Annotated in this window: 16 protein-coding genes; 11 read left to right on the top strand and 5 right to left on the bottom strand. The window is 55.9% G+C overall.

All coding sequences use genetic code 11. The annotated features are described in order from the left end of the window. The first annotated feature begins 91 nt into the window (after positions 1-91). From BLR09_RS09540 to BLR09_RS09520, 5 genes are all read left to right on the top strand, one after another. On the top strand, positions 92-5,569 hold the full coding sequence (locus BLR09_RS09540; RefSeq protein WP_093200917.1) for an alpha-2-macroglobulin family protein: 5,478 nt from the start codon (positions 92-94) through the stop codon (positions 5,567-5,569). Positions 5,570-5,660: 91 nt separating this feature from the next. Beyond that, positions 5,661-6,344 (top strand): response regulator transcription factor, encoded by a 684-nt coding sequence (locus BLR09_RS09535; RefSeq protein ID WP_093200915.1) that lies wholly within the window; start codon positions 5,661-5,663, stop codon positions 6,342-6,344. 27 nt (positions 6,345-6,371) lie between these two features. After that, entirely contained in the window at positions 6,372-7,742 is a 1,371-nt protein-coding gene (locus BLR09_RS09530) for a sensor histidine kinase (protein WP_093200912.1), read from the top strand. Positions 7,743-7,849: 107 nt separating this feature from the next. Then, a complete protein-coding gene (locus BLR09_RS09525) occupies positions 7,850-8,077 on the top strand; it encodes a hypothetical protein (protein WP_093200909.1) in 228 nt (75 codons plus the stop codon). Positions 8,078-8,096: 19 nt separating this feature from the next. Beyond that, entirely contained in the window at positions 8,097-9,671 is a 1,575-nt protein-coding gene (locus tag BLR09_RS09520; RefSeq protein ID WP_093200907.1) for a SulP family inorganic anion transporter, read from the top strand. 71 nt (positions 9,672-9,742) lie between these two features. Here the strand turns inward: BLR09_RS09520 and BLR09_RS09515 are convergent, their stop codons facing one another. Both BLR09_RS09515 and BLR09_RS09510 read right to left on the bottom strand, forming a co-directional pair. Beyond that, positions 9,743-11,824: a T9SS type A sorting domain-containing protein gene (locus BLR09_RS09515; RefSeq protein WP_176785502.1), complete on the bottom strand. Its 2,082-nt coding sequence runs from the start codon at positions 11,822-11,824 to the stop codon at positions 9,743-9,745. A 171-nt stretch (positions 11,825-11,995) separates the two neighbouring features. Then, the gene (locus tag BLR09_RS09510) at positions 11,996-13,306 is read right to left on the bottom strand and encodes an aminotransferase class V-fold PLP-dependent enzyme (RefSeq protein ID WP_093200902.1); all 1,311 of its coding nucleotides are present in this window, start codon (positions 13,304-13,306) and stop codon (positions 11,996-11,998) included. Positions 13,307-13,437: 131 nt separating this feature from the next. Here BLR09_RS09510 and BLR09_RS09505 point away from each other — a divergent pair, with 131 nt between their 5' ends. The 3 genes from BLR09_RS09505 (at position 13,438) to BLR09_RS09495 (ending at position 15,738) form a co-directional block, all read left to right on the top strand. Continuing rightward, positions 13,438-14,061, top strand: coding sequence for a rhomboid family intramembrane serine protease (locus BLR09_RS09505; RefSeq protein WP_093200899.1), 624 nt, complete (start codon positions 13,438-13,440; stop codon positions 14,059-14,061). Positions 14,062-14,064: 3 nt separating this feature from the next. Further along, entirely contained in the window at positions 14,065-14,907 is an 843-nt protein-coding gene (locus BLR09_RS09500) for a LytR/AlgR family response regulator transcription factor (protein WP_093200897.1), read from the top strand. 129 nt (positions 14,908-15,036) lie between these two features. Next, the gene (locus BLR09_RS09495) at positions 15,037-15,738 is read left to right on the top strand and encodes a hypothetical protein (RefSeq protein ID WP_093200894.1); all 702 of its coding nucleotides are present in this window, start codon (positions 15,037-15,039) and stop codon (positions 15,736-15,738) included. A 53-nt stretch (positions 15,739-15,791) separates the two neighbouring features. Here the strand turns inward: BLR09_RS09495 and BLR09_RS09490 are convergent, their stop codons facing one another. Both BLR09_RS09490 and BLR09_RS09485 read right to left on the bottom strand, forming a co-directional pair. Further along, positions 15,792-16,565 carry a tetratricopeptide repeat protein gene (locus BLR09_RS09490; protein ID WP_218126638.1) on the bottom strand — a complete coding sequence of 258 codons (774 nt, stop codon included), beginning with the start codon at positions 16,563-16,565 and terminating at the stop codon, positions 15,792-15,794. Positions 16,566-16,758: 193 nt separating this feature from the next. Beyond that, the gene (locus BLR09_RS09485) at positions 16,759-17,997 is read right to left on the bottom strand and encodes an MFS transporter (protein WP_093200889.1); all 1,239 of its coding nucleotides are present in this window, start codon (positions 17,995-17,997) and stop codon (positions 16,759-16,761) included. 139 nt (positions 17,998-18,136) lie between these two features. Between BLR09_RS09485 and BLR09_RS09480 the strand changes: the two genes are divergently transcribed. The 3 genes from BLR09_RS09480 to BLR09_RS09470 are packed head-to-tail and all read left to right on the top strand — an operon-like array spanning position 18,137 to position 21,604. Next, complete coding sequence (locus tag BLR09_RS09480) at positions 18,137-20,098, top strand: TonB-dependent receptor plug domain-containing protein (RefSeq protein WP_093200886.1); 1,962 nt, start codon at positions 18,137-18,139, stop codon at positions 20,096-20,098. Further along, complete coding sequence (locus tag BLR09_RS09475; RefSeq protein WP_093200884.1) at positions 20,095-20,577, top strand: molybdopterin-dependent oxidoreductase; 483 nt, start codon at positions 20,095-20,097, stop codon at positions 20,575-20,577. Before BLR09_RS09480 ends, BLR09_RS09475 begins: the two co-directional genes overlap by 4 nt. Position 20,578: 1 nt before the next feature. Then, the gene (locus BLR09_RS09470; protein WP_093200881.1) at positions 20,579-21,604 is read left to right on the top strand and encodes a cytochrome-c peroxidase; all 1,026 of its coding nucleotides are present in this window, start codon (positions 20,579-20,581) and stop codon (positions 21,602-21,604) included. Here the strand turns inward: BLR09_RS09470 and BLR09_RS09465 are convergent. Continuing rightward, positions 21,586-22,680 (bottom strand): DegT/DnrJ/EryC1/StrS family aminotransferase, encoded by a 1,095-nt coding sequence (locus BLR09_RS09465; RefSeq protein ID WP_093200879.1) that lies wholly within the window; start codon positions 22,678-22,680, stop codon positions 21,586-21,588. The two genes, BLR09_RS09470 and BLR09_RS09465, sit on opposite strands and share 19 nt — an antisense overlap. Between the last annotated feature and the right edge of the window lie 77 nt (positions 22,681-22,757).

Raw genomic sequence — 22,757 nt, 5'->3', positions numbered from 1 at the left:
CCTTTCCCTCAATATCCAGACCCGCCCATTGCCTAAGTCCCTGAAAGTTCTCAACTTCCCACCTTCTTCACCCTAAAATCTTTGTCTTCACATGCGGCGGCTATTTCTGTTGCTGGCTCTTACCGTCTCGTTCCTTTCCTGTTCAAAGCAGGGGGATGTCTCCATTCGGGCGACAAACTTCGACGACGAAATACAACTGGCTCAAAACCTCGTCTTTACCTTCAGCAAGGACCTCGTTCCGGAAGCGGAGCTCGGTACCTGGCAGACGACCCGGTTCGTCGAATTCGAACCCGCCATCGAAGGCCGGTACAAGTGGGTCGGAAAAAATGAACTCGTTTTCTCCCCCGCCGCTTCTTTTCAGCCGGCGACGGAATACAAGGCCCGGCTTTCCGACAAGCTCCTCACGCAGGTGAAAGACAAGGCCTGGAGCCTGTCGTCCGAAACGGTCGCCTTTCACACCCCGTATCTGCGCCTCAACAGCGCGGAAGCGTACTGGAGCAAGGGCGCAGGCTGGGCGCAGGCCAAACTGAAACTGAATTTCAACTATCCCGTTCCGGGAGGAGAAGCCGGTACCAACCTGAGCGTTCAGGACGGGGATACCCGTGTCGGTTTCCAGGTCGGGCAGGGCGGTACGACATCGTCTGTACCGGTTGCCCTGCAGGATGTCACGGAGGCCCGCACGCTTGACCTGACCGTTAAGGAAGGCCTGAGTGTGGTCGGCACGAAATATAAATCCACTACCCCACTTCAGCTCAAAACCACGCTGCCCGACCCCCGTACGCTGGAGATCGTCCGGGTCGAAAACGGGTTTGAGAACAACCGGGGATATATCCGCGTGATCACCACGCAGGAGCTCTCGCCGGAAAATCTGGCGGATGCGTATACAGTAGAAAGTAGCCGGCCCGTAGCGCCGGAACCGGAAGTACAATACGATTCGCTGGGAAATCCGCTGCCGTCCAAACCCGTTGCCGAACCGGCCCGCCCGAAGCTGGCAACAAAGGCTGAATTACTGGAAAACGGCTTCGTTATCCGTGGCGATTTCAACGAAACGGATACCTACTCCCTCACGCTGAACAGCAAATTGCGCGGGGCGCTCGGACCTACCCTTACCGAAGGATATACCAAGGACCTGTATTTCGGGCAGATGCCGGCAAACCTGGAGTTTGTCCACAAAAAAGCGGTGTATCTCACCTCGAAAGGGCACAGGAATGTGGCGGTCAACATCGTGAATATCCCGAAAGTACAGGTACGCATTTCGAAGATTTACGAAAACAACATCCTCGCTTTTCTTCAGAATAACCGGTATGAAAACTACCGCTATGACGAAGACGGCGCTACGCCCAATGGCTACGAATACTCCGAAGACGGCGGCAATTATTCCGATGTCATCGTTCAGAAGACCCTGGAAACGGAAAACCTGCCCAAAACCGGCGGGGTATCGCTGCTGAACCTCAGCCTTCCGGATGCATCCAACTCCTTCCGGGGTATTTACCTGGTTTCGCTGAATTCGAACGACGAGTACTACCACCACGCCGCCAAGCTGGTGAGTATTTCGGATATCGGGTTGATTTCCAAGAATGCCGGAGATGAATTCCTCGTTTTCGCGCATTCCATCCGCAACTCGGAACCGCTTTCGGGGGTGCAAATCAACCTGGTATCCTCCAACAATCAGACAATCCAGACGGTCAAAACCAACGCCAGCGGCGTCGCGGTATTCAAGGATATCACCCAATCGGGATTCACGCCGGCACTGGTCACCGCCCGGACAGACGATGATTTCAACTACCTCCACCTCGGCGATACCCGGGTGGAGACCAGTCGGTTTGAAGTAGACGGCAAGCGGGACAACGCCTCCGGTTTTGATGCATTCGTTTACGGCGACCGGAATATTTACCGGCCGGGCGAGACGGTGCATTTCAACGCCATTATCCGGAAACAGACGTGGGATTCTCCCGGAGAAATACCGCTGAAGGTCCGATTCCTAATGCCAAATGGCCGGGAATACCGTACGCTGCGGCTCACCACCAATGCCCAGGGCGCGGCATCCGCCGACATACTCCTGGAAACCGCCGCTGTAACAGGCTCCTACCAGCTGGAAGTACTCAACGCCAACGACGCGCTGCTGGCTTCCCAGCCGATTTCGGTGGAAGAATTTATGCCCGACCGTATCCGTGTAGACGTCCGCTCGGCGAAGGAACGGTACGCGTCCGGAGAAACCGCCGCTGTTTCGGCGGTGGCGACAAACCTTTTCGGCCCGCCTGCAGCCGACCGGAATTACGAAATGGAATTACAGGTAAACAGGCAGCTTTTCCGTCCGAAAGGTTTTGACAGCTTTGTGTTTGATATTCAGGACAATACAAAATTCAAAAGCGACGTCCGGCAGGGCAAAACAGACGCCGCCGGGAATGCAAACGAGTCGTTCGTCCTGCCGGCAACCTGGAAAGACATGGGGCTTCTGGATGCCAAGTGTTTTGTTTCTGTTTTCGATGAAACCGGCCGGCCGGTCAACCGCCTGCAGCAGTTTACGATTCAGACGCAGCCCGTGTTATATGGTATCGGCATGCCGGATACCTATGTCGGAACAAACGCGCCGGTTTCGATACCCCTGGTGGCGCTCAACGCCGACGGCGCCTTGCTGACGGCTACGGGCCAGCTGGACATCGTCAAGCATGATTACCAGACAGTTATCGAGAAAAACCCGGACGGATCGATGAAGTACTCGTCGAAGAAGCAATCGAAAATTGTCTTTTCCCGGGCAGTAACATTTGCGAAAGGCCGGGCCTCTGTGAGCTATGCCCCGCCGGTTTCCGGGGAGTATGAAGTCCGGCTGCGCCGGGTAGGCGCCGCGAGCTGGACGTCCCAGTCCTTTTACGCCTATGGATACGGGCAAACGAGCAGTACCTCCTTCGAAGTCAATAACGAAGGCCAGGTGGAAATGACCTTCGATAAACCGAAATACAAAGTCGGGGAAAAGGCCAAAGTACTCTTCAAAACGCCATTCGCCGGAAAGCTATTGATTACCATTGAGCGGAATAAAGTATTGGAATACAAGGTATTGGAAACGGATAGCAAGTCTGCCGAGTATTCGTTTGGCATCGGCGAAGAGCACCTTCCGAACGTGTATGTTTCGGCGACACTCTTCCGGGAAATGGACGATGCCGACCTCCCGCTGACGGTAGCCCATGGCTATGCGCCGGTGATGGTCGAAGACCCCGACCGCAAACTTGACGTAGCGATTACAGCGGTGGAAAAATCCCGCTCGAAAACGAAGCAAACCATTAGGGTAAAGACAAGCGGCAAGGCGCAGGTAACGCTGGCGGTTGTGGACGAAGGTATTTTACAACTGAAGAATTTCCGCTCGCCCAATCCTTTCGGGTATTTCTACCAGAAGCGGGCGCTGGAAGTCACCGGACATGACTTGTACGCCTATCTCCATCCTGAACTGGGTATCCGGTCGTCCGGATCGGTAGGTGGCGACGGCTTTGACCTCGAGAAGCGCGTGAATCCCCTCGCCAACGGGCGGGTGAAGCTCGTGGCACTATGGAGTGGTATTCTGGAGACCAACGGCAGCGGGGAAGCGACGTTCAACATCGATATTCCTCAGTTTTCGGGAGATCTCCGGATTATGGCGGTCGCGTACAAAGACCAGGCATTCGGCTCGGCTTCCTCGAATATGAAAGTAGCTGACCCGCTGGTTATCAGCACATCGCTACCACGATTCGCCAGTCCGAACGACCAGCTCACGGTTCCGGTCAGCATCACCAATACGACCAAAACAGCCGCGCAGGTAACGGCTACGTTGCAGGCAACGGGCGCGCTTCAGGCTATAGCGCCGGCGCCTCAGTCGGTATCAATCGCTCCGGATAGGGAAGGTCGCGCTACCTTTTCCGTCAAAGCCGGCACGGTACTCGGCAGTGGCAAAGTAAAAGTGCTCGTACGGGGACTGGGTGAGACGTTTACAGAAGAAGTAGATATGACGGTACGACCGTCTGTAGGTCTTATTAAAACAGCTGTGTCGGGTACGGTATCCGGCGGGCAGTCGGCGCCGGTGCCCCTGGGATTGAGCCAGTTTGTACCGGGTACCGCCTCGGCTTCGCTGCGCGTCAGCCGCTCTCCGATGGTGGCGCTGGCCGATAAGCTCACGCACCTGCTGACCTATCCGCACGGCTGCCTGGAGCAAACGGTCTCGATGGCTTTCCCGCAACTGTATTTTGCCGATTTTGTGCGCACTCTGCCGGTTGGCCCGAAACCCTACCTCAAAACCGGCGCGTCGGACCTGAATCCTACTGCCAATGTCCGGGCTGCGCTGCAACGAATCGAAACCCTGCAACTTTTCAACGGGGGCTTCTCGATGTGGCAGGCCGGGCAGAAAGACGAATGGTGGGCAACGGCCTATGCCGTTCATTTCATGCTGGAAGCGCAGAAAGCCGGCCATGAAATCAATCAGACGACGCTCGGGAAGGCCCTTGAATACCTCAATCAGCAGGTTTCGAAGCAGTCGACCGAAAAAACGGGCGTCGTAAATTCCGATGGCAGCGTTACCAACCGGGCACAGGCCCGGCGGGAAGCGCCCTACAGCCTGTATGTGCTGGCCGTAGCCGGAAAGCCAAACCGCTCAGCGATGAATTACTACAAGTCCCATCCGCAACTGCTGACATCCGACGCCCGCTACCTCCTGGCGGCGACTTTCGGCGTAATCGGAGATGCCGCGGGTAAGGAGGCGTTGACCCCGAAAAACTACCTTTCTGATTCCAGCGAACGGCAAACCGGCGGCAGCTTCTCCAGCCCGATCCGCAACCAGGCGCTGGTACTGAATACCCTGCTCGAAACCGACCCCGGCAACGCACAGGTACCGGGTCTCGCCCGGCAATTGTCGGCGGCTGTGCGGCAGGCTGGCTGGCTGTCGACGCAGGAAGAAAGTTTTGCCCTGCTCGCACTTGGAAAAATCGCCCGGAAAGCCGCCGCCTCTACCGCAACGGCATCTGTTTCAGCCGCAGGCAAGCCTCTCGGATCCTTTACCGGCAAGGATCTGCTGCTGGCGAAAGGCCTCGCCGAACCCCTGCTGATTGCCGGTCAGGGCAAAGGAGCGGTCTACTATTTTGCGCAGGCAGAAGGCCTCAGCGCGAGCGGTACCGTCAAAGCGGAAGATCATGGACTGGAGGTTCGGAAGACGTATTTCGACCGCTTCGGCAAGTCGGTTTCGCCGTCCTTTACGCAAAATCAGCTGGTGGTAGTCAAGGTTACGGTACGGAGCCAGACGGGGTTACCGGTGGAAAACGTCGTCGTCACCGATATGCTGCCGGCAGGGCTTGAAATCGAAAACCCGCGTATTTCGCCGCAACGGGATCTCAGCTGGATCAAGGATCAGTCCGTCCCGTCGCATTTTGATCTCCGGGACGACCGGATTCACTTCTTTACCGACCTGCAGCCGGGCAAAACGCAGACATTCTACTACCTCGCCCGTGCGGTATCGAAAGGTACGTTTACAGCCGGGCCGGCCTCGGCCGACGCCATGTACAACGGCGATCTGCGGAGCTACAACGGCGGAGGAACGGTCATCGTCCAGTAAAAAACTTCCTTTCCTTCCCCGCAGACGGAACGCGGCAGACGCATTGTCTTCCCGTTCCGTCTGCTATTTTAGTGCCCCAAACCTCCTTACGATGAAGATTCTGATTGTTGAAGATGAGCAGGAAGTGGCCTCTTTCATCAAAAGCGGCCTGGAGGACTACGGCCTGGAAGCCGACATTGCCGACGACGCCTTCCGTGCGCAGCAGCTCCTCCGCGAGCAGGAGTACGGGACGGTCATTCTCGACATCAACCTGCCGATTATGAGCGGCTATGAGCTGTGCAAAATCATCCGGGAGAAATACGAAGATCTTTCGATTCTGATGCTCACGGCGCTGGGAACGACAGAGAACGTTCTGACGGGATTTGACGCCGGGGCAGACGATTACCTCGTCAAGCCCTTTGAATTCCGGGAACTGATGGCGCGGCTCCGGGCATTGAACCGGCGGCGACTGACGGTACCATCCGAAGCCGTTATCCTCAAAATAGCCGACCTGGAGTTCAACCAGAAAAGCAAAACCGTCAAACGCGGAAATCAGAAAATCAACCTCACTGCACGGGAGCTGGCTTTACTGGAATTTTTCATCAAAAACCAGAACCGGGCGCTGTCCAGAAGCGAAATCGCCGAGAAGGTATGGGACGTCAACTTTGATACGGGAACCAATGTAGTCGACGTGTATGTCAACTACCTCCGGAAGAAAATTGACAAGGATTTTACGCCAAAAGTCATCCATACCATCAGTGGTATCGGTTACATCATGCAGGAGCAGGAAGACTGACGCCTGCTTTCCCAACCCCGTTCGCCCATGAAAATCAGAACCCGCTTGTCCCTGACCTTTCTGCTGATTGTCGCGGCCAACCTGATCCTGTTTTCATTTGTGGTCTACTTCATTTCGGAATACTTCCGGCAGAAGGACTTTTACCTCCGCCTGAGCGACAAGGCCAAAACCACCGCCCGCCTGCTCATTGAAGAGGAAAAATTTGACACGCACCTCCTCCAGCTATTCGAGCGAAATAACCTGACTTCTTTGCCGGAGGAACAGATTGTCATTTACAATCACGACGACGAGATTATCTACGAAAGCGAAAACCGGCCTGATCAGCTCGTCGAAAAACTCAACCTGTTACAGCGCACGAAGGAAAAGAATCCGCTGTTTGTCCGCCATGGCAGTAAAGAGATAGTCGGGCTCTCTTATCCCTATAAAAATCAGCAGTTTATCATCATTGCTTCAGCCTATGACGAGTATGGCCTGGCGGAAATGTCCCACCTCCGGACGATTCTCTGCTTCGGACTCGCCTTCGGGTTGGCGCTCGTGGGGCTATCGGGCTGGTTTTTTGCGGGACGGACGTTGCAGCCGATTTCCGAAGTCATCCGGCAGGTCGGGCAGATTACCGCGCTTAACCTCAATCAGCGGGTAGTAGCCGGCAGCAATCAGGATGAAATCGCGCAACTGGCAACGACGTTCAACTCCATGCTCGACCGGGTCGAGAAGGCTTTCGAGGTGCAGCGGGATTTCGTCGCCAACGCCTCACATGAGTTGCGGACGCCCCTCACCATCATTACCGGGCAGATCGAGGTCACGCTGATCAAGCCGCGAACGCCCGAAGAGCATGAGGCAAAATGGAAGATGGTACTTGAATCCATCAAGCGGCTCAATAACCTCGCCAATAACCTGCTGGAACTTGCGCAGGTCAACCAGGACGATTCGACGATCAAGTTCCGTGATTTTTCGCTGGATGAGGCGATTTACGACGCCGCCAAACTCCTCACAACAAAGAGCCCAGACTATCAAGCCATCTTCTCGTTTGACGGAGACATTGCTACGTCGCAACCCTCCCTTTCGGTCCGTGGCAACAAATCCCTCCTGACAACCGCCTTTCTCAACCTGATGGAAAACGGGTGCAAGTTTTCACCCAACAGGCAGGTCCGGGTACGGCTCGGAATGAGCTCGCACTGGATCACTGTGACCTTTACAGACGAGGGCGTCGGTATCAGCGAGGAGGACCTCAAACACATCTACGAGCCCTTTTTCCGGGCAGAAAATGTCAAGAAAATCCACGGTTACGGAATCGGGCTTCCCCTCACGTACCGGATTATTCAGTTGCACAAGGGGCAGATTCATGTAAAATCCGCACTCGGCGAAGGCACCTCTTTTGCCATTCACATTCCGATCTAATCAATCTTTAATAGGTTTCTCATCGGATTCTCATAGCCTTCTAATCGGTCCCTAATGTGCCGGGTCTGTTTGCTTTCGATCTTTGCTACGGACAATTCTATCAGAAAATGAAAGCACAGAATCCGAAACTCGTCAGTTGGGTGGCCGTCTGGGCGATGATTGCCCTGGTGATTGTCTTCAAACTTGTACTGGACTTCCGGCAGACCCGGCAGGACAAGCTCAAATACAAGGCGCTGTACCTCGCCAAATCGCGGGAAGCTGATTCCCTTCGCCTGGCTCAGCCCACTCTTCACACGTTCGGAACCGCCACGGAGCCGAAAAACGCGGGCCTCTGAACCGGACCGCCCCACAGCCATGAACGCATTTTCCAAACAAACACTGCCGGGAGATATCCGCGGAGGCGTAGTCTCCTTTCTGGTGGCGGTGCCGCTCTGTCTGGGGATTGCCCTGGCGTCGGGGGTACCGCTGTTTTCCGGCATTATCGCTGGAATTGTCGGGGGGCTCGTGGTCGGTATTTTCAGCCGGTCGGCCCTGAGTATCTCCGGCCCGGAAGCCGGTCTTATCGTGGTGGTACTCGCCGCGGTCAATAGTCTGCCTTCGTTCGAAGCCGTATTGCTCGCTACCTGCCTGGCCGGTGTGTTGCAGATCGGATTCGGCCTGCTGAAGGCCGGTACTGTCAGCCATTTTTTCCCGTCAGCCGTGATCAAGGGAATGCTGGCGGCGATTGGCTTAATACTGATTTTCAAACAATTACCTCACCTGGTTGGCTACGACGCGGATTCAGCCGAGGGGTTTTCGCTGTTTCAGCCCGACGGCTTTGACATCGTCGGGCAGCTACGCTCCGCGCTCCAGCAGTTCAACGGCGCCGCCTGCCTGATTTCCCTGCTGTCACTGGGTATTCTCCTGCTGTGGGAAGTACCGTCGCTGAAGCGGTTTTCGTTTTTCCGGACGGTTCCGGCGGCGCTTCTGGTGGTCACGCTGGGTATTCTGGTCAACAGTTACCTGCTTCCGGCAGATGTGGCTCTTCATGGAGACCACCTCGTCCGGCTACCGGTTCCGGAATCGGTCGGAGCCTTTTTTTCCTTGTTTACCCTCCCTGATTTCGGGGAATGGACCAACCCACAAGTATATGCGTCGGCGCTTTCCATCGCCCTCGTCGCCAGCCTGGAGGCCCTGCTGGCAGTGGAAGCGACCGACGAACTGGATCCTTTGAAACGTAAGACGCCGCCCAACCGGGAGCTCGTCGCACAGGGTATCGGAAACATCGCCAGCGGACTCGTGGGCGGCATGCCACTGACTTCCGTGATCGTCCGGAGTTCGGTAAGCATCAATGCCGGCGGCAGAACCAGGGTGGCGGCCCTAGTCCACGGTACCATGCTGCTTGTGAGCGTCCTGGCACTTCCGACGGTGCTGAATCAGATTCCCTGGGCGGCGCTGGCGTCTATCCTGCTTGTGACGGGCTACAAGCTGGCCCGGCCGGTTGTTTTCCGGCAGCAGTTTGAAGCTGGGCTGAACAAGTTTCTGCCATTTGTCACAACGGTAGCTGCCATTTTATTGACGGATCTGCTCACAGGTATTCTGATCGGTATGGTCGTCGGCGTGTTTTTTATCCTTCGGGAAACCTACCGGAAGGCCCATCATACGCAGGTATACCGGGTCGACGGCGAAGAGCGCATCCGGATACGCATGGGCGAGTATGTGTCCTTCCTCAACAAGGCCAGCGTCGCCTCCATGCTAAAGGATATTCCGGACGAAGCCGTCGTCGAAATTGATAGTTCGCGATCCACCTACATCGACAGCGATGTGATGCATTTACTCTCTCATTTCGAAGCCAATGCCCGGCAGCGCAACATCCGGATCATCCGGGTGACGGCCGAGTACAAGGTACTTCTCAAAGAGCCGGTATCGCCGGAAAAGATAAGGAGTTAGTTGAAGACCCCTGCTCGGGGTCTCTTTGGAAAGGGAAAGGGGCGTCTCGCTGAGACACCCCTTTTTTGTGATCAGTAGCCGGTGGATGTTTTCAGCAATTTGCCTCTTACCCATCCGTTTCCGGTATCAATCCGCCAGAGGTACAGGCCATCGGGCGAGGTGGTCAGGTCTACTTCAAACCGGTGCGATTTGGCCGGCGCCTTTTGCTGGGTATCGAGGCGGGTACCGTTAAGACCCTGTAAAACAAGCGTGGCAGCAGACGGGTTTGGCAGTGTCAGTTCGAGTACCGCGCGACCGGAAGACGGGTTTGGATAGACTTTCGTGATGACTTCGGGAGACGAAGGCTCTACCGCCGTCGGCGATTCAATCGTTACCTGAACCGACGGAGACGGTACCGAGCAGCCTTCTTTCACGATAATAACCACATAGCTACCGGTAGCAGCAGAGCTCCGGGCGACGTACCGCGCTTTGGTTGCGCCGGAGATTACCTGTCCGTTTCGTGTCCAGACGTAGGCATAATTCGTTCCCGTCGACGCATTCAGCACGACCGTATCAGGCTCCTGAACGAACGTTTTTCCGGCGGCCGTCAGCGTCGCCGTGATATCCGTGCCCCGCTCGGTAATAGTCACCGAAGCCGATTCTTTCGTACAGCCCAGCGTATCTTTCACGACAACGCTGTAGCTACCTTCTGCCGACACGTTATACTGGCTTGCCGTTCCGCCCGAAATAGCTGCCGTTCCTTTTCTCCATTGGTACCGGAGGGGCGCCTGCCCGCCCGATGCCGTCGCTTTCAGCAGGGCTCCGCCACCGCGGCAGTAGTAATTATCGCCGTTGATCTGGACTGTCGGGGTACCTTTCTGCTCCACAGCAATACTCTGTGTAACGGAGCAGCCTTTGGTATCGGTTACCGTAACGGAGTAGTTTCCGGCAGTAGTGAAGTTGACGCCGCGCGTCGTTTCGCCGCTGCTCCATTTGTAGGTAACCTTGCCCAGCGTGTCTTTCACGGTGGCGGTGAGGGTGGCTTTGATTCCTTCGCAGAAATACTCGGATCCGGAAACAGCTACGCTGATCTTGCAGGGGTTGTAGACTACCTGCGCGGTATTGGTTGCCGTGCAGCCCTTGGCGTCGGTCACGGTCAATGTCACAGCAGTACTCGCTTTAAACGGGCCGATTTGCGGCTGGGCTTCGCTGTATGTTTTTCCGATGGCCGGGTCTGTCGTCCAGGCATAGGTATAGGGCGTGGTACCGCTCTTTGCTGTCGTTACGTTGGCAAGGTTGTAGGTTTCGGTACCGGTGAGCGTTGCGCCGGGGCCGGCGTTGGCGACCGGAGAAGTCGCCTGCTCCACTTTCGCCGAATTTCCCGAAACGGCCACACACCCTTTGGTATCGGTGATTTCCAGGGTATAGGTTCCGGTGGATGTTGCCTGAAAGGCCGGACCGGTACCGACAGCCTTCCCATCCTTTTTCCAGGAATAGCTGTCAGCAACGAAACCTTCCATTGAAAACACAATCAGCTTCACGCCCAGGTTGTCTCCGGAGCAAAGCTGTCCCCGCCCCTGCGTGGTAATAAATAGTTTCGGAGCGCCGACGGTAAACGTTGCCTGGGAGGCCGAGACACATCCTTTGGCGTCTTTAACCGACACCGAATAATTACCGGCCAGCGAAATCGTAATCGAATTGGCCGTAAGGCCGGGAAGAACCACACCCTCCCGTTTCCACTCATACGTATAGGGAGCAGTACCGTTGGTGGCCGAAGTAGTCAGGACGATGTCCTTATTCGCGCAGATGAGCGTATCTCCCCGTATCGCGCCGATCACCGGGATCGTTCCGACAGTGAGCTTCAGGCTATCGGAGGTGGCGGTACATCCTCCCTGTTTGACGGTAACGGTATACGAACCCGCAGTGGTCGCTTCGTACGTTTTGGCTGATCCTACCATTTGCGATCCTTTTTTCCAGGTATAGGCGGCTGTCCCGGTACCTCCTGTGGGGTTCGCGGTCAGTACGGTGCTTCCGGAGGGACAAAGTACATTTCCGATAGACGACGTAGCAGTGACTTTCAAGGTACAGTCGGCAACCGGGTCGGTACTGGCGGCAGCCGGGCCGGTACCCAACACCCAAATGGCAGATAAAACTATCAGTAGACTCTTTTTCATGGACATCACTATTCAGCCGAGATACAGTTCGAATTACCCGAAATTCTCATTTCTACGCAATCGTTTCCGGAAATACTTAAAAAATGCTCCCCGGTTTTTACCCGGTACAACGGGTACTTTTCCGACAGTTTTCCTGAAAAAAGAAGGCCGCGGAATCCCGCGGCCCTGGTGCTATTTCCCTCCTTTCGCCAGTTTCCCGGCACTTTCCTGACTCAGCAACGTCAGAGCCCTGACCAGCCGGTCGAGGTCCGAAGGCAGGATGTATACGTGCGGGGTTACCCGCACGCCTTTCACGTTTTCCTTGTCGATCGGCGTCGTATGAATTTTAAACCGGCTCAGAAGCGTACTCTCCAGCTCGCCGGGAGTGAATCCATCCACTCCCACCACAGCTAGCGCGCCCGAAAACCCTTTTTTCAGGGAAGTATAGACATGAACGCCGGGCAGGTCTTTTACTTTTTCAGCCCAATAGTTTTTGAGGTAAAACAGTCGCTCGTATTTCCGGGCCGAACCGATCGCGTTCTGCAACTGGATCGCCTGGCCGATAGCCTGCTCGATGAAAAACGGGCGGGTGCCCAGGTTTTCGAACTTCCGTATGTTCTCTGACAGCGGCTTTTCTCCCGGAACGAGGGGATAGATTTTCGCGATCTTGTCTTTCCGTACCCACAGCATCCCGGTTCCGATTGGCGCGCTCAGCCATTTGTGGAGACTTGTTCCGAAGTAATCACAGCCGAGATCGGGAATTTTGTAATCGAGGTGCACGAAGCTATGCGCGCCGTCTACCAGCACTTCAATACCCCGCTCCCGGGCTTCGTCGGCTATTTTCCGCACCGGAATGACTTGTCCGGTCCAATTGAAAACATGGGTCAGATGGACCACTTTCGTCTTCGCCGTCATCTGCGCGACGTACTTCTGTACGATGAGGGCTTCGTCTTCACAGGGTGCAGGCAACGTGACATAGTTGAGCTTGATGCCGTCGCGCAGCTCGCGTTGCCGCCAGGCACTCATCATGTTCGGGTAGTCGAACACGCAGACCACTACTTCGTCTCCTTTTTCAAGCGGAAGCCCGAGAATGACTGTATCCAGTGCTTCGGTGGCGTTCCGGTTGATGGCGATCTCATCCGGCGAAACACCGGAAAGTGCTGCCAGTTGCTCCCTCAGCGGCTCTCGCCCCTGGTCCAGAATCCGCCACATGTAGTAGCTCGGCGCTTCGTTGGAGAGACGGAAGTACCGTTCTACAGCTTCCTGCACTACTGCCGGGCTCGGGCTGACGCCACCGTTATTGAGGTTCAGCAGCGACGGAGAAACGGTATAGGCCCGCTGAATAAGCGCCCAGTAGTCTTCGTCGACAGCCAGCTGTTCCGGAGTTTTGGCCGTTGAATACCGCTGAATGTCTGAGAGATAGGATTCGGAAAGGGGTTTCAAACCGGGGAGCAGTGCCAGGGAGGCAGATTGCTGAATGAACCGGCGACGGGAACGCATCATGGGAGTGAATGGTTGACAATTTGTTGGTGCGGCCGGTACGGAAGTTAGGCTAAAATTTTCAAAACGGCTACACAACGGCGAAAAGCCCTATTTTTGGGCACGCATTGCAAGCAGCCGATTACCCGAATCTTATGGATCTCAGTCTCACCCTACTCTTTGTCGTTCTCGCCGTTGGCGCAAGCCTTTACGCCTGGTATTACGATCCCTCCATACAGCAAAAATGGGCCATGAACCCTTATCAGGTCAGCCGCCGGAACGAATACTGGCGTTTTCTGACATCCGGGTTCATCCATGCCGACATCGGGCACCTGGCCTTCAATATGATTTCCCTGTACTCGTTCGGCCGGATGGTGGAAAGTATTTTTCATCAGATATCAGCCAATGGAGCAGCACTTTTCGCGCTGCTGTATATCGGCGGAATCATCGTCTCTGACCTGCCGACGTACTTCCGCCACCGTAACGATCCGTATTACAATTCCATCGGCGCGTCCGGCGGCGTTTCTTCGGTGATTTTTTCGGGAATTATGTTTGCCCCGCTCACCGAGCTGTATATGTTCTTCATTCCCATTCCTATCCCGGGCTGGATTTTCGGTGGACTTTACATCGCCTATTCCTACTGGGAAGCACGCCGCGGCGCAGGGTATATCAACCATTCCGCTCACCTCTGGGGAGCACTTTACGGTATTGTTTTTACCATTGCGACGTACCCGCCGGTTATCAGCATGTTTTTCGAGCAGATTGCCGGCCGGTTCTAACCTATGTTTTCCCTGCTTCGCCAGCCTTTTCCGCTGTTTGAGCGCGACCGGGAGACGCTCCTTCTCTGCCTTGGAACAGGCTTGTTTGTCGGGCTTTTTCTGGCTGTTTTTCAGCCTTTCGGGACCGCGGCGGTGACCTTTTCCTACAAATACCTGTACCTCTTCGGCTTCGGGGCGGTTTCGGGGGCAGTATTGCTGGTACATTATTTCGTCGCGCCGGTCCTGTTTCCTTCGTTTTTTTCGGAGAAAACCTGGACCGTCGGCCGAAATATAGGCTTCATCCTCGCGCACTTTCTCTTCATCGGAGTCGCCAATTACTTTTACAACAACCTGTTTTTTGAATCCGGCCATAATCACGGTATTCCCGGATTAGCGGGTATGGTGGCGTCTACCTTCCTTCTCGGGATTTTTCCGGCCGCCGGATTTACGCTGACCCGGTATATCCAGCAGTTGAAGCGGTACAGTTCTCCCCCACAGCCCGTACCCGCGCCGGTACCGGCGGAGACGTTCACGTTCGTGGCCGAAAACGGCCGGGATACGCTGACGGTGACGCTCGGGGAACTTCGCTACATCGAATCGGCAGATAATTATTCGGAGATTGTATCCGTCCGGGACGGCCAGGTCCGGAAAGATCTCCTGCGCAGCAGTCTGAGCCGGCTCGAAGCGCAGCTCCACGGCGATTCCGTCCTGCGTTGCCATCGCTCCTACATCGTCAACCGCGGGCAGGTCGCGAAAGTCACCGGTAATGCACAAGGCTATAAACTGCATCTGAACGGCGTGGAGATACCCGTTCCTGTAGCCCGGAAATACGCCGACGTTGTCATGGCTCCGTTCCGGTCTTCCTGACGCCTTGTCAATCGTCCCCGGCATCCCGCAAGCTTTGTCAAACGTCCCACAACGCTGTTGATCAGCCCATTGACCAGCGCGGCGTTTGGCCGCTGCCTAGTTTTGTTTCGTCTTCAAAACGCAACAAGTATGGCAACGGCACATTCGGTTTTTCTCGTTATCCACATCCTATGCGGTTTTACCGCGCTGGTCTCCGGCATCGTTCCGATGATCGCCCAAAAAGGCGGCCGGGTTCACAACTCCGCCGGCCGTATTTATTTTTGGGGAATGGCGGGTGTCTTCGTGACGACCATCGCCCTCTTTTCGCTGAATCCTCTTTCCCTGCAAATGCAGTTTTTGCTGCCGGTCGGTATCGCCAGTTTTTACCAGACGTTTACGGGCAAGCGTATTCTTCTCCGGAAAAAAACAGCCGACAAACCCGGCTTACCCGACTGGATCGCCCTTTGGTGCATCGGTCTTTTCGGACTGGTAACGATTACGTGGACGGTGCAGCGCGCACTGGCCGGCGATGTGTTTATGACCATCCTCTTTGGTTTTCTCACCGTATTATGTGTCGGAAGCGCCTGGGCTGATTACCGCTCGTTTACCCGGAAGGTTCCGGCTGAAAAAATGCGCTGGTTTTATACGCACCTTTCCCGGATGCTCGCATCGTATACCGCTACGCTGACGGCCTTCCTCGTCACCGGCGTGCCGCGTATGCTTCCGAAAGCGCTGCCGTCCTTTGTGAACATCCTGCTGTGGGTCGGCCCCGGTATCCTGGCCGGTATCATCATTCCCCGCTGCGTCCGGTACTACCGACGGAAATTCGAGCGGACGGCAGCAACGGCCTGAAAACAGCAAAGCCGGCAATGCATATTGCCGGCTTTGCTATGGAACGAAGAAGGTTATTTCTCTTCTTCCTTCCCTTTGAAGATACCCTGCGGGTCTTCTCTTTTGGCGACCAGTTGCTGAATGAAATCAAAATCAAGCAGCTGCACGTCGAGCGCCCGGCACTTGTGCAGGTTTTCCCAGGACTTGTCGTAGTTGGTCCGATGGTACTCTGCCAGCGCCAGCTTCAGGTACGTGTTGGCATTGGTGGAATCCAGCGCCATCGACTTGCCGAGCCAGGTGAAGGCAGCATCGAGCTCCTTCTCGTCCTTGGTGTCGGTGAAGTGCTGAATGTACAGCGTAGCGAGGTCGTCGATCAGCATGGAATCTGTCGAATCAATGCTGACTCCTTTCTTCAGCATGCGGATGGCTTCGGTGGTGTTTCCTTTCTGGTGGCAAACCACACCCATACCCCAGTAGGCGTCGCTGTTGGCGGCGTCGAGGAGGTAGGCAAGGTTAAACCGGTAGCAGGCAGTATCCAGCTCGCCTTCGGCAATGTACTCCCACCCGCGTTCGGCAAAGAACCGGCTGGCTTCCGCCCGGTCTCCGAAAGACCGGTCACACGATTGAAGAAAAGCGTCCTGCTCCTGTTTCTGGCGTGCCGTCTTCTTCACTTCTCCAAACATCGGTACGCAGTTCAGGCGGGCAATCTCACTGTCTTCCCTGGCAAAAGACTGATCCGGCCGGGCCAGGGCCTGCGTCTGGCTCACCAGTCGGGGCGACTGCCCGAATACTTGCGGGGCAATCAGGGTAATCGTCCAAAAAAAAGCGATGGCTCTCATCGAATTCACACTCTCCGAATTGGTTCTGAACAACTTAACGTATTCGTTCTGAAATAAGTGTTTAGATGGGAAGGATAATCTGAAAAGGATTCGTCGATCCGGCCGGGCGGAGGATATCCGGCGTCCACGGACTCCAAAGTTGGGACGAACATTCCGAACCTGCAACAGTAGAGGGGGGTAAAAGTTACTGACAGCGAACCATTTATCCGGCGGAATTTGCTGGTTTCCAGCGTTCAAAAAAGAACGAGAGAATCAGCGCGACGCTGAAAACGACCGCCACCAGCAGCAGCGCCGTCCGGTAAGATCCGCCCACATCCGACAAAAGACCTACCAGCACCGGCCCGAGCAGCGATCCGATGTTTTCGAACAGGTGGATGGTTCCGTTGATTTTTCCGGCGGCTTTCAGCCCGAATGTCCGGACGATGAGGATGGTGTACAACGTAAATACGCCGCCCCAGCTGAACGCCGCGACGCCTACCGCCGCGACCGCCGGCCCGCCCGACAGCCACGCTACTCCCAGCGCACCGGCGGCCAGCCCCGCAAAACACAGGCTGAACATCCGGTAGATGCAGACATAATCAGACAGCGACGATACGGTAAATTTCCCCAGGAGCGCCATCGAGAAGTACAGCGTCAGTACCCAGGCGGCTTCGGCAGGTAAAAAGCCCGTCGAACGGAAATGCAGAAACAGGTTCGACACCAGCCCTACTATCCCCAGGAAAGACAAAAAGCCGCAAAAACTGATAATCCAGAAAAGGCGGGTTTTGAGAGCGACCGAATACTCCATGCCTTCCTGAATCGGGTGTTCGGTAGCGTCGGTTATCCGCGCCCCGACCGTTCCCGGCGAATCCCGTACCACCAGCGCTGTATACACCGCCAATACCACCGGAATAACCGCCAGCCAGTGAAAGGCACTCCGCCAACCCTCGGTCCGGATGAGATAAGTGAGCAACGGAGGAAATACAGCACTGCCGAGACTGGTACCGGCAAGCGTTACGCCCAGGGCCAGTCCCCGCTTCTCCCGAAACCAGGCGGATACCAGAATCACAACCGATACCGATCCGGCAGAAACGTACGCCAGGCCCAGCAATACATGGAGCAGATACAGGTGCGTGAGGTTCCGGGCATACCCGTAGCCGGCAAGCGCCAGCGTCATGAAGCCGAGACCGGTCAGCAACAGCTTTTTCACTCCGAAACGGTCGATCAATACTCCTGACAGCAGAATAAACGCCGCCGAAACGGCATACGTGACGGTTTCACGCGATTTGAGGAGCCCGCGGGACAGCCCGAACTCCTGCTGGATCACCTCATCAAAAACCGACAGGGAGGACGTCGTCAGGCCGTTGACCGTAATCAGAATCATCAGGCCCGATACGGCGATGACCCACGGGTATTCCCGCATCGTGACGGACGAAGAGGACAGGGTAGACGTTTGACTCATGGGTTCATCTTGCTCGCTCGGAAGGGTAACAGCGGGAGCGGGAGATGGTTCCCGGAGCGGAAATCCGGCGTAAAAAAAGAGGCAATTCCATTATCGTTATATTTTTGCAAACATAACGATAACCTCTTCCACCCTTCCCATGCGCATTTTTTACCTCTGTACGCTTTTACTAGTACCCTTTCTGGTTCGGGGACAGGCCGACTCTACCCGGATTTTCCGCCTGGGCGAGGTCACTATCCTCGCCAACCGGCTGGCAGATTCTACCCACACGCTGGGCATCGGCCGGATCGAAGCCTTCAACCGGGTCGACGCCAGCCATGCGTTATCGCTCCTGCCCGGTGTGACACTTTCCGCCGTGGGCGCCCGGAATGAATCCACGGTTTACATCCGGGGGTTTGACCTGCGCCAGGTACCGGTTTTCATTGACGGCATTCCGGTATATGTACCATACGACGGCTATGTGGATCTCGGGCGCTTTACGACGTTTGACGTTTCCGAAATCCAGGTTTCGAAAGGGTTTACGTCCGTCACATACGGCTCGAATACCCTCGGCGGCGCTATTAACCTCGTTTCGCGGCGGCCACAGCAAAAACTTGAATTTGATGCCCGGGCGGGTATTTTCAGCGGTACGGGTCGCCGGCTCAACCTCAATCTCGGTTCCCGGATCGGCAGGTGGTATATCCAGGGATCGGTCTCTCAGCTCAAACAGGATATCTACCCGCTGTCCGGCGATTTTGAAGCCAAAACGCTTCAGGCTAAAGGAAACCGGGATAATGCGTATCGCGACGACCGTAAGTACAGCCTGAAAGTCGGCTTTACGCCCAACGCTACCGACGAGTATACCCTCAGCTATGTCAACCAGCAGGGCAGCAAGGGTACTCCGACGTATGTCGGGAACGACGCCAAACAAACCGCCCGCTTCTGGCAATGGCCGTACTGGAACAAGGAAAGCTGGTATTTCTTATCGAAAACGGCGCTTTCGGGTAGCAGCTACGTCAAAACCCGCCTGTACTACGACCGCTTCAGCAACCTCCTGAGCGCCTACGACGACAATACCTATTCCACCCAGAAAAAGGGCTCTTCCTTCAACAGCTATTACGACGACGATACGTATGGCGGCTCCGCGGAGTATGGCAACCGCCCCGGCAGCCGGAATCAGTACCGGGTATCGGCGCATTTCAAGCAGGATCACCACCGGGAACATAATCAGGGCGAGCCGGTACGGACATTTGTCGACGATACCTACTCCATCGGTCTGGAAGATACCTATGCCTTTCACCCGAAATGGAGCGTGGTACCCGGGATCAGCTTCAATGCCCGTAATTCCATCCGCGCGGAGAATTACCTTTCTTCCACGAAGGAAATCGTACCATTTGCCGGGAATAACAGTACCGCCTGGAACGGGCAGATCGGGTTGTTCTTTCAACCGGCTTCAACCCGCCGTTTCAGCCTGACTGCCGCCCGGCAATCCCGCTTCGCCACCATTAAAGACCGGTACTCTTACCGCATGGGCGCCGCGATTCCGAACCCTGACCTGAAAGCAGAGCGGGCCACGCACCTGGAGGCAGCGTATGACGACCGCTTCCTTCCCTGGCTGAAAGGATCGGCACATGTATTCTACTCGGGTATCAACGACGTCATCCAGCAGGTGAATAACGTCCAGCCCAATGTTTACCAGCTTCAGAACGCCGGAAAGGCCATTTTTTACGGCACGGAGCTGAGCGTCGACGCAACCCTCGGGCGGGTACTCACCGCCGGAGCCCAGTATACGTATCTCCACCGCGAAAACCGCACCAATGCCGATCTGAAGTTTATCGACGTACCTGAAAACAAAGTCATTACGTATCTTCAGGGACGATTCCTGAAGCGGTTCACCGCCGTGGCCAATCTCGAATACAATTCCGAACGCTACAGCACGAGCTATGGTACCAAAGCCGGGGCGTTTACACTCGTGAACGTGAAAGCATCGGCGGAGATCGTCCGATACGTTCGGGTGGAAGGGGGCGTCAACAACGTATTCAACCGGAACTATGCCCTACAGGAAGGATTTCCGGAGCCGGGCCGTACTTTTTTCGTGAATCTTGTTCTTTCTAACTTATGAAATCCCTGAAAATCAGCCTGATACTCGTACTGGCGTCGGTATTGGCCACTTCTGCCCAGACAGTCCTCAAAATCAGCGGCGAAGTAGCGACGCCGCTGGCGCTCCAGGCGTCCGATATTGCCGGTTTTCCGCATGTACAGGTAAAGGCCGCAGACCGCGACGGAAAAACCCACACCTATGACGGGGTTCCGGTTTTTGAACTCCTGAAGAAAGCCGGCGTCACCCTCGGCGGGCAGTTGCGGGGCGAAAACCTGGTGAAATATGCGCTCGTCCGGGCCGCTGACGGGTATGAAGTTTTGTTTGCCCTGCCGGAACTGGATCCGGACTATTCGCCGCGGACCATCATCCTGGCCGATAAAGCAGACGGAGCTGCGCTTCCGGCGGGTACCGGTCCCTACCGGATTGTCGTTCCGGAAGAAAAGAAACCGGCGCGCTGGATACGGGAAGTCCGGGAAATCGAAATCAAATTCGCAAAGTAAGATGAAGCGATGGCTCCTCGGCGGTTTACTGATCGGCTGCGCGGCGTTTTCAATGGTGAAGACGACGCCGTTCCCGCTTCGTTATCCGGCGTCGTTCGGCAACCGTATTTCGGTTCCGGACGACAATCCTACGACCATCGAAGGCGTTGAACTCGGCCGCTATCTCTTCTATGATACCCTGCTCTCGAAAAACAACACGATTTCGTGCAGCAGCTGCCACCACCAGAACAAAGCCTTTACCGATGGGTTTGCCCTCAGCGTAGGCGTCAGCGGCCGGCCTACCCTCCGCAATGCCATGTCGCTGGCAAACCTGCTCTGGGTCCGGGATTTTTTCTGGGACGGCCACGCCTCCAGCCTGGAAGCGCAGGCGCTGGTGCCGATGGCCCACCCGGACGAAATGGGTCTTCCTCCGGAAAAAGCCGCCGAAAAGCTCAACCGTACAACATTCTATCCCGAAAAATTCCGAAAAGCCTTTGGTACTGAGTCCATTACGCCTGTGCTGATCGCCCGGGCGCTGGCACAGTTTGAGCGGACGCTGATTTCAGCCGATTCGCGGTATGATCGTTTTTTGTCGGGGAAAGAAACGCTGTCGGCTGCGGAGAAACGGGGTTTAGCCGTTTTTGAGGGAAGCAAAGGGAATTGCACGCATTGCCATGGAGGGGCGAAGTTTTTCCAGAATGTCTTTCATAATAATGGCCTGGACGCGTCGCCGCTGGATCCGGGCCGGCAGGAGGTTACTACACAGGAGGCGGACTTTGCCCGGTTTCGCGTTCCAACCCTCCGGAACATCGCCGTAACGGGCCCTTACATGCACGACGGCCGTTTCAAAACCCTCGAAGAAGTAGTGGCGCACTACAGTGATCATGTCCATGCAAGCCGGACGCTCAGCCCGGAGCTATCCAAACCCATCCATCTCAGTACCCTGGAAAAGCAGGACCTGGTGGCGTTTCTCCGTATCCTTACCGATTCAACGTTTCTGACCAATCCGGCCTTTTCCAACCCGTTCGTTCAGGGCAGGCGGTACTGATTGACGGCGTCGATCACGCATTGTTGTTCTTCATCGGTCAGGCCGGGAAACAGCGGCAGGCTTACTACTTCGCGGTGTAACTGCTCGGTCACCGGCAGGGACAATCCGTGCCACTCCGGAAAGGCTTTTTGCCGGTGCGGGGCAATGGGATAATGGACAGCCGACTGTATTCCTTTTTGTTCGAGAAACGCCCGGAAATGCGCCCTGTCAGTCGCACGCACGACAAAGAGGTGCCAGGCATCCTCCTCACAAGTTGACGCATCCGGCAGGCGTATATCCGGATTCCGCATTTCATTCAGGTAGCGGCGGGCAATCAGCCGGCGCTGTTTGTTCTCTTCGTCCAGGTACCGGAGCCGGACAGAGAGCATGGCGGCCTGTATTTCATCGAGGCGGCTGTTGATCCCGGGAAGCTCGTTGTAGTACTTTTCTTCGGAGCCGTAGTTGCGCAGCAGGCGGATCCGGCGGGTGAGGGCCTCGTCGTCTGTCACAACAGCCCCGGCATCGCCAAGCGCGCCAAGGTTTTTCGCCGGATAAAAGGAAAAAGCCGAGATGTCGCCCAAACTACCGGCAGGCCGGCCTTTCCAGGTAGCGCCGTGTGCCTGGGCGGCGTCTTCGACAACAACAAGCTGGTATTTTTCAGCAACGGCCCGTATCGCATCCATGTCACAGCACTTGCCGTAGAGGTGTACTGGCAGAATGGCCCGGGTTCGCGAGGTAATCAGGGCTTCGATTCCGGCCGGGTCGAGGTTGTAGGTAGCCGGATCGGGTTCGGCCAATACCGGTACCAGCCCAGCCTGGCGCACCCCGAGCAGTGAAGCGATGAATGTCTGCGCAGGGACGATCACTTCACTCCCTTCCGGGAAAGCCAGCGCTTTGAAGATCAGGGCAATGGCATCCAGACCATTTCCGGTACCGACGGCAAACCGGGCTCCGCAATACCGGCTCCAGTCCTCCTCAAAGCGCTCCAGCTCCTTACCCAGGATAAACCAGCCCGACGCCACGACCCGCGCCGCGGCTTCTGCCAGTTCCTGCTGATAGGGTTCGGTTTGTCGTTGGAGGTTGAGGTGGGGAATCATCGGTTGGTTGTCGGTTTTCGGTTTACAGTTTTCGGTTTACAGTTTTCGCGCGGTAAACATCTGCCTTCCAACAACTG

The sequence above is a fragment of the Siphonobacter aquaeclarae genome (assembly GCF_900103285.1).
Classification (GTDB): Bacteria; Bacteroidota; Bacteroidia; order Cytophagales; family Spirosomataceae; genus Siphonobacter; species Siphonobacter aquaeclarae.
The sequence above is the reverse complement of the archived record's forward strand: the minus strand, read 5'-3'. Positions and strand labels throughout refer to the sequence as shown.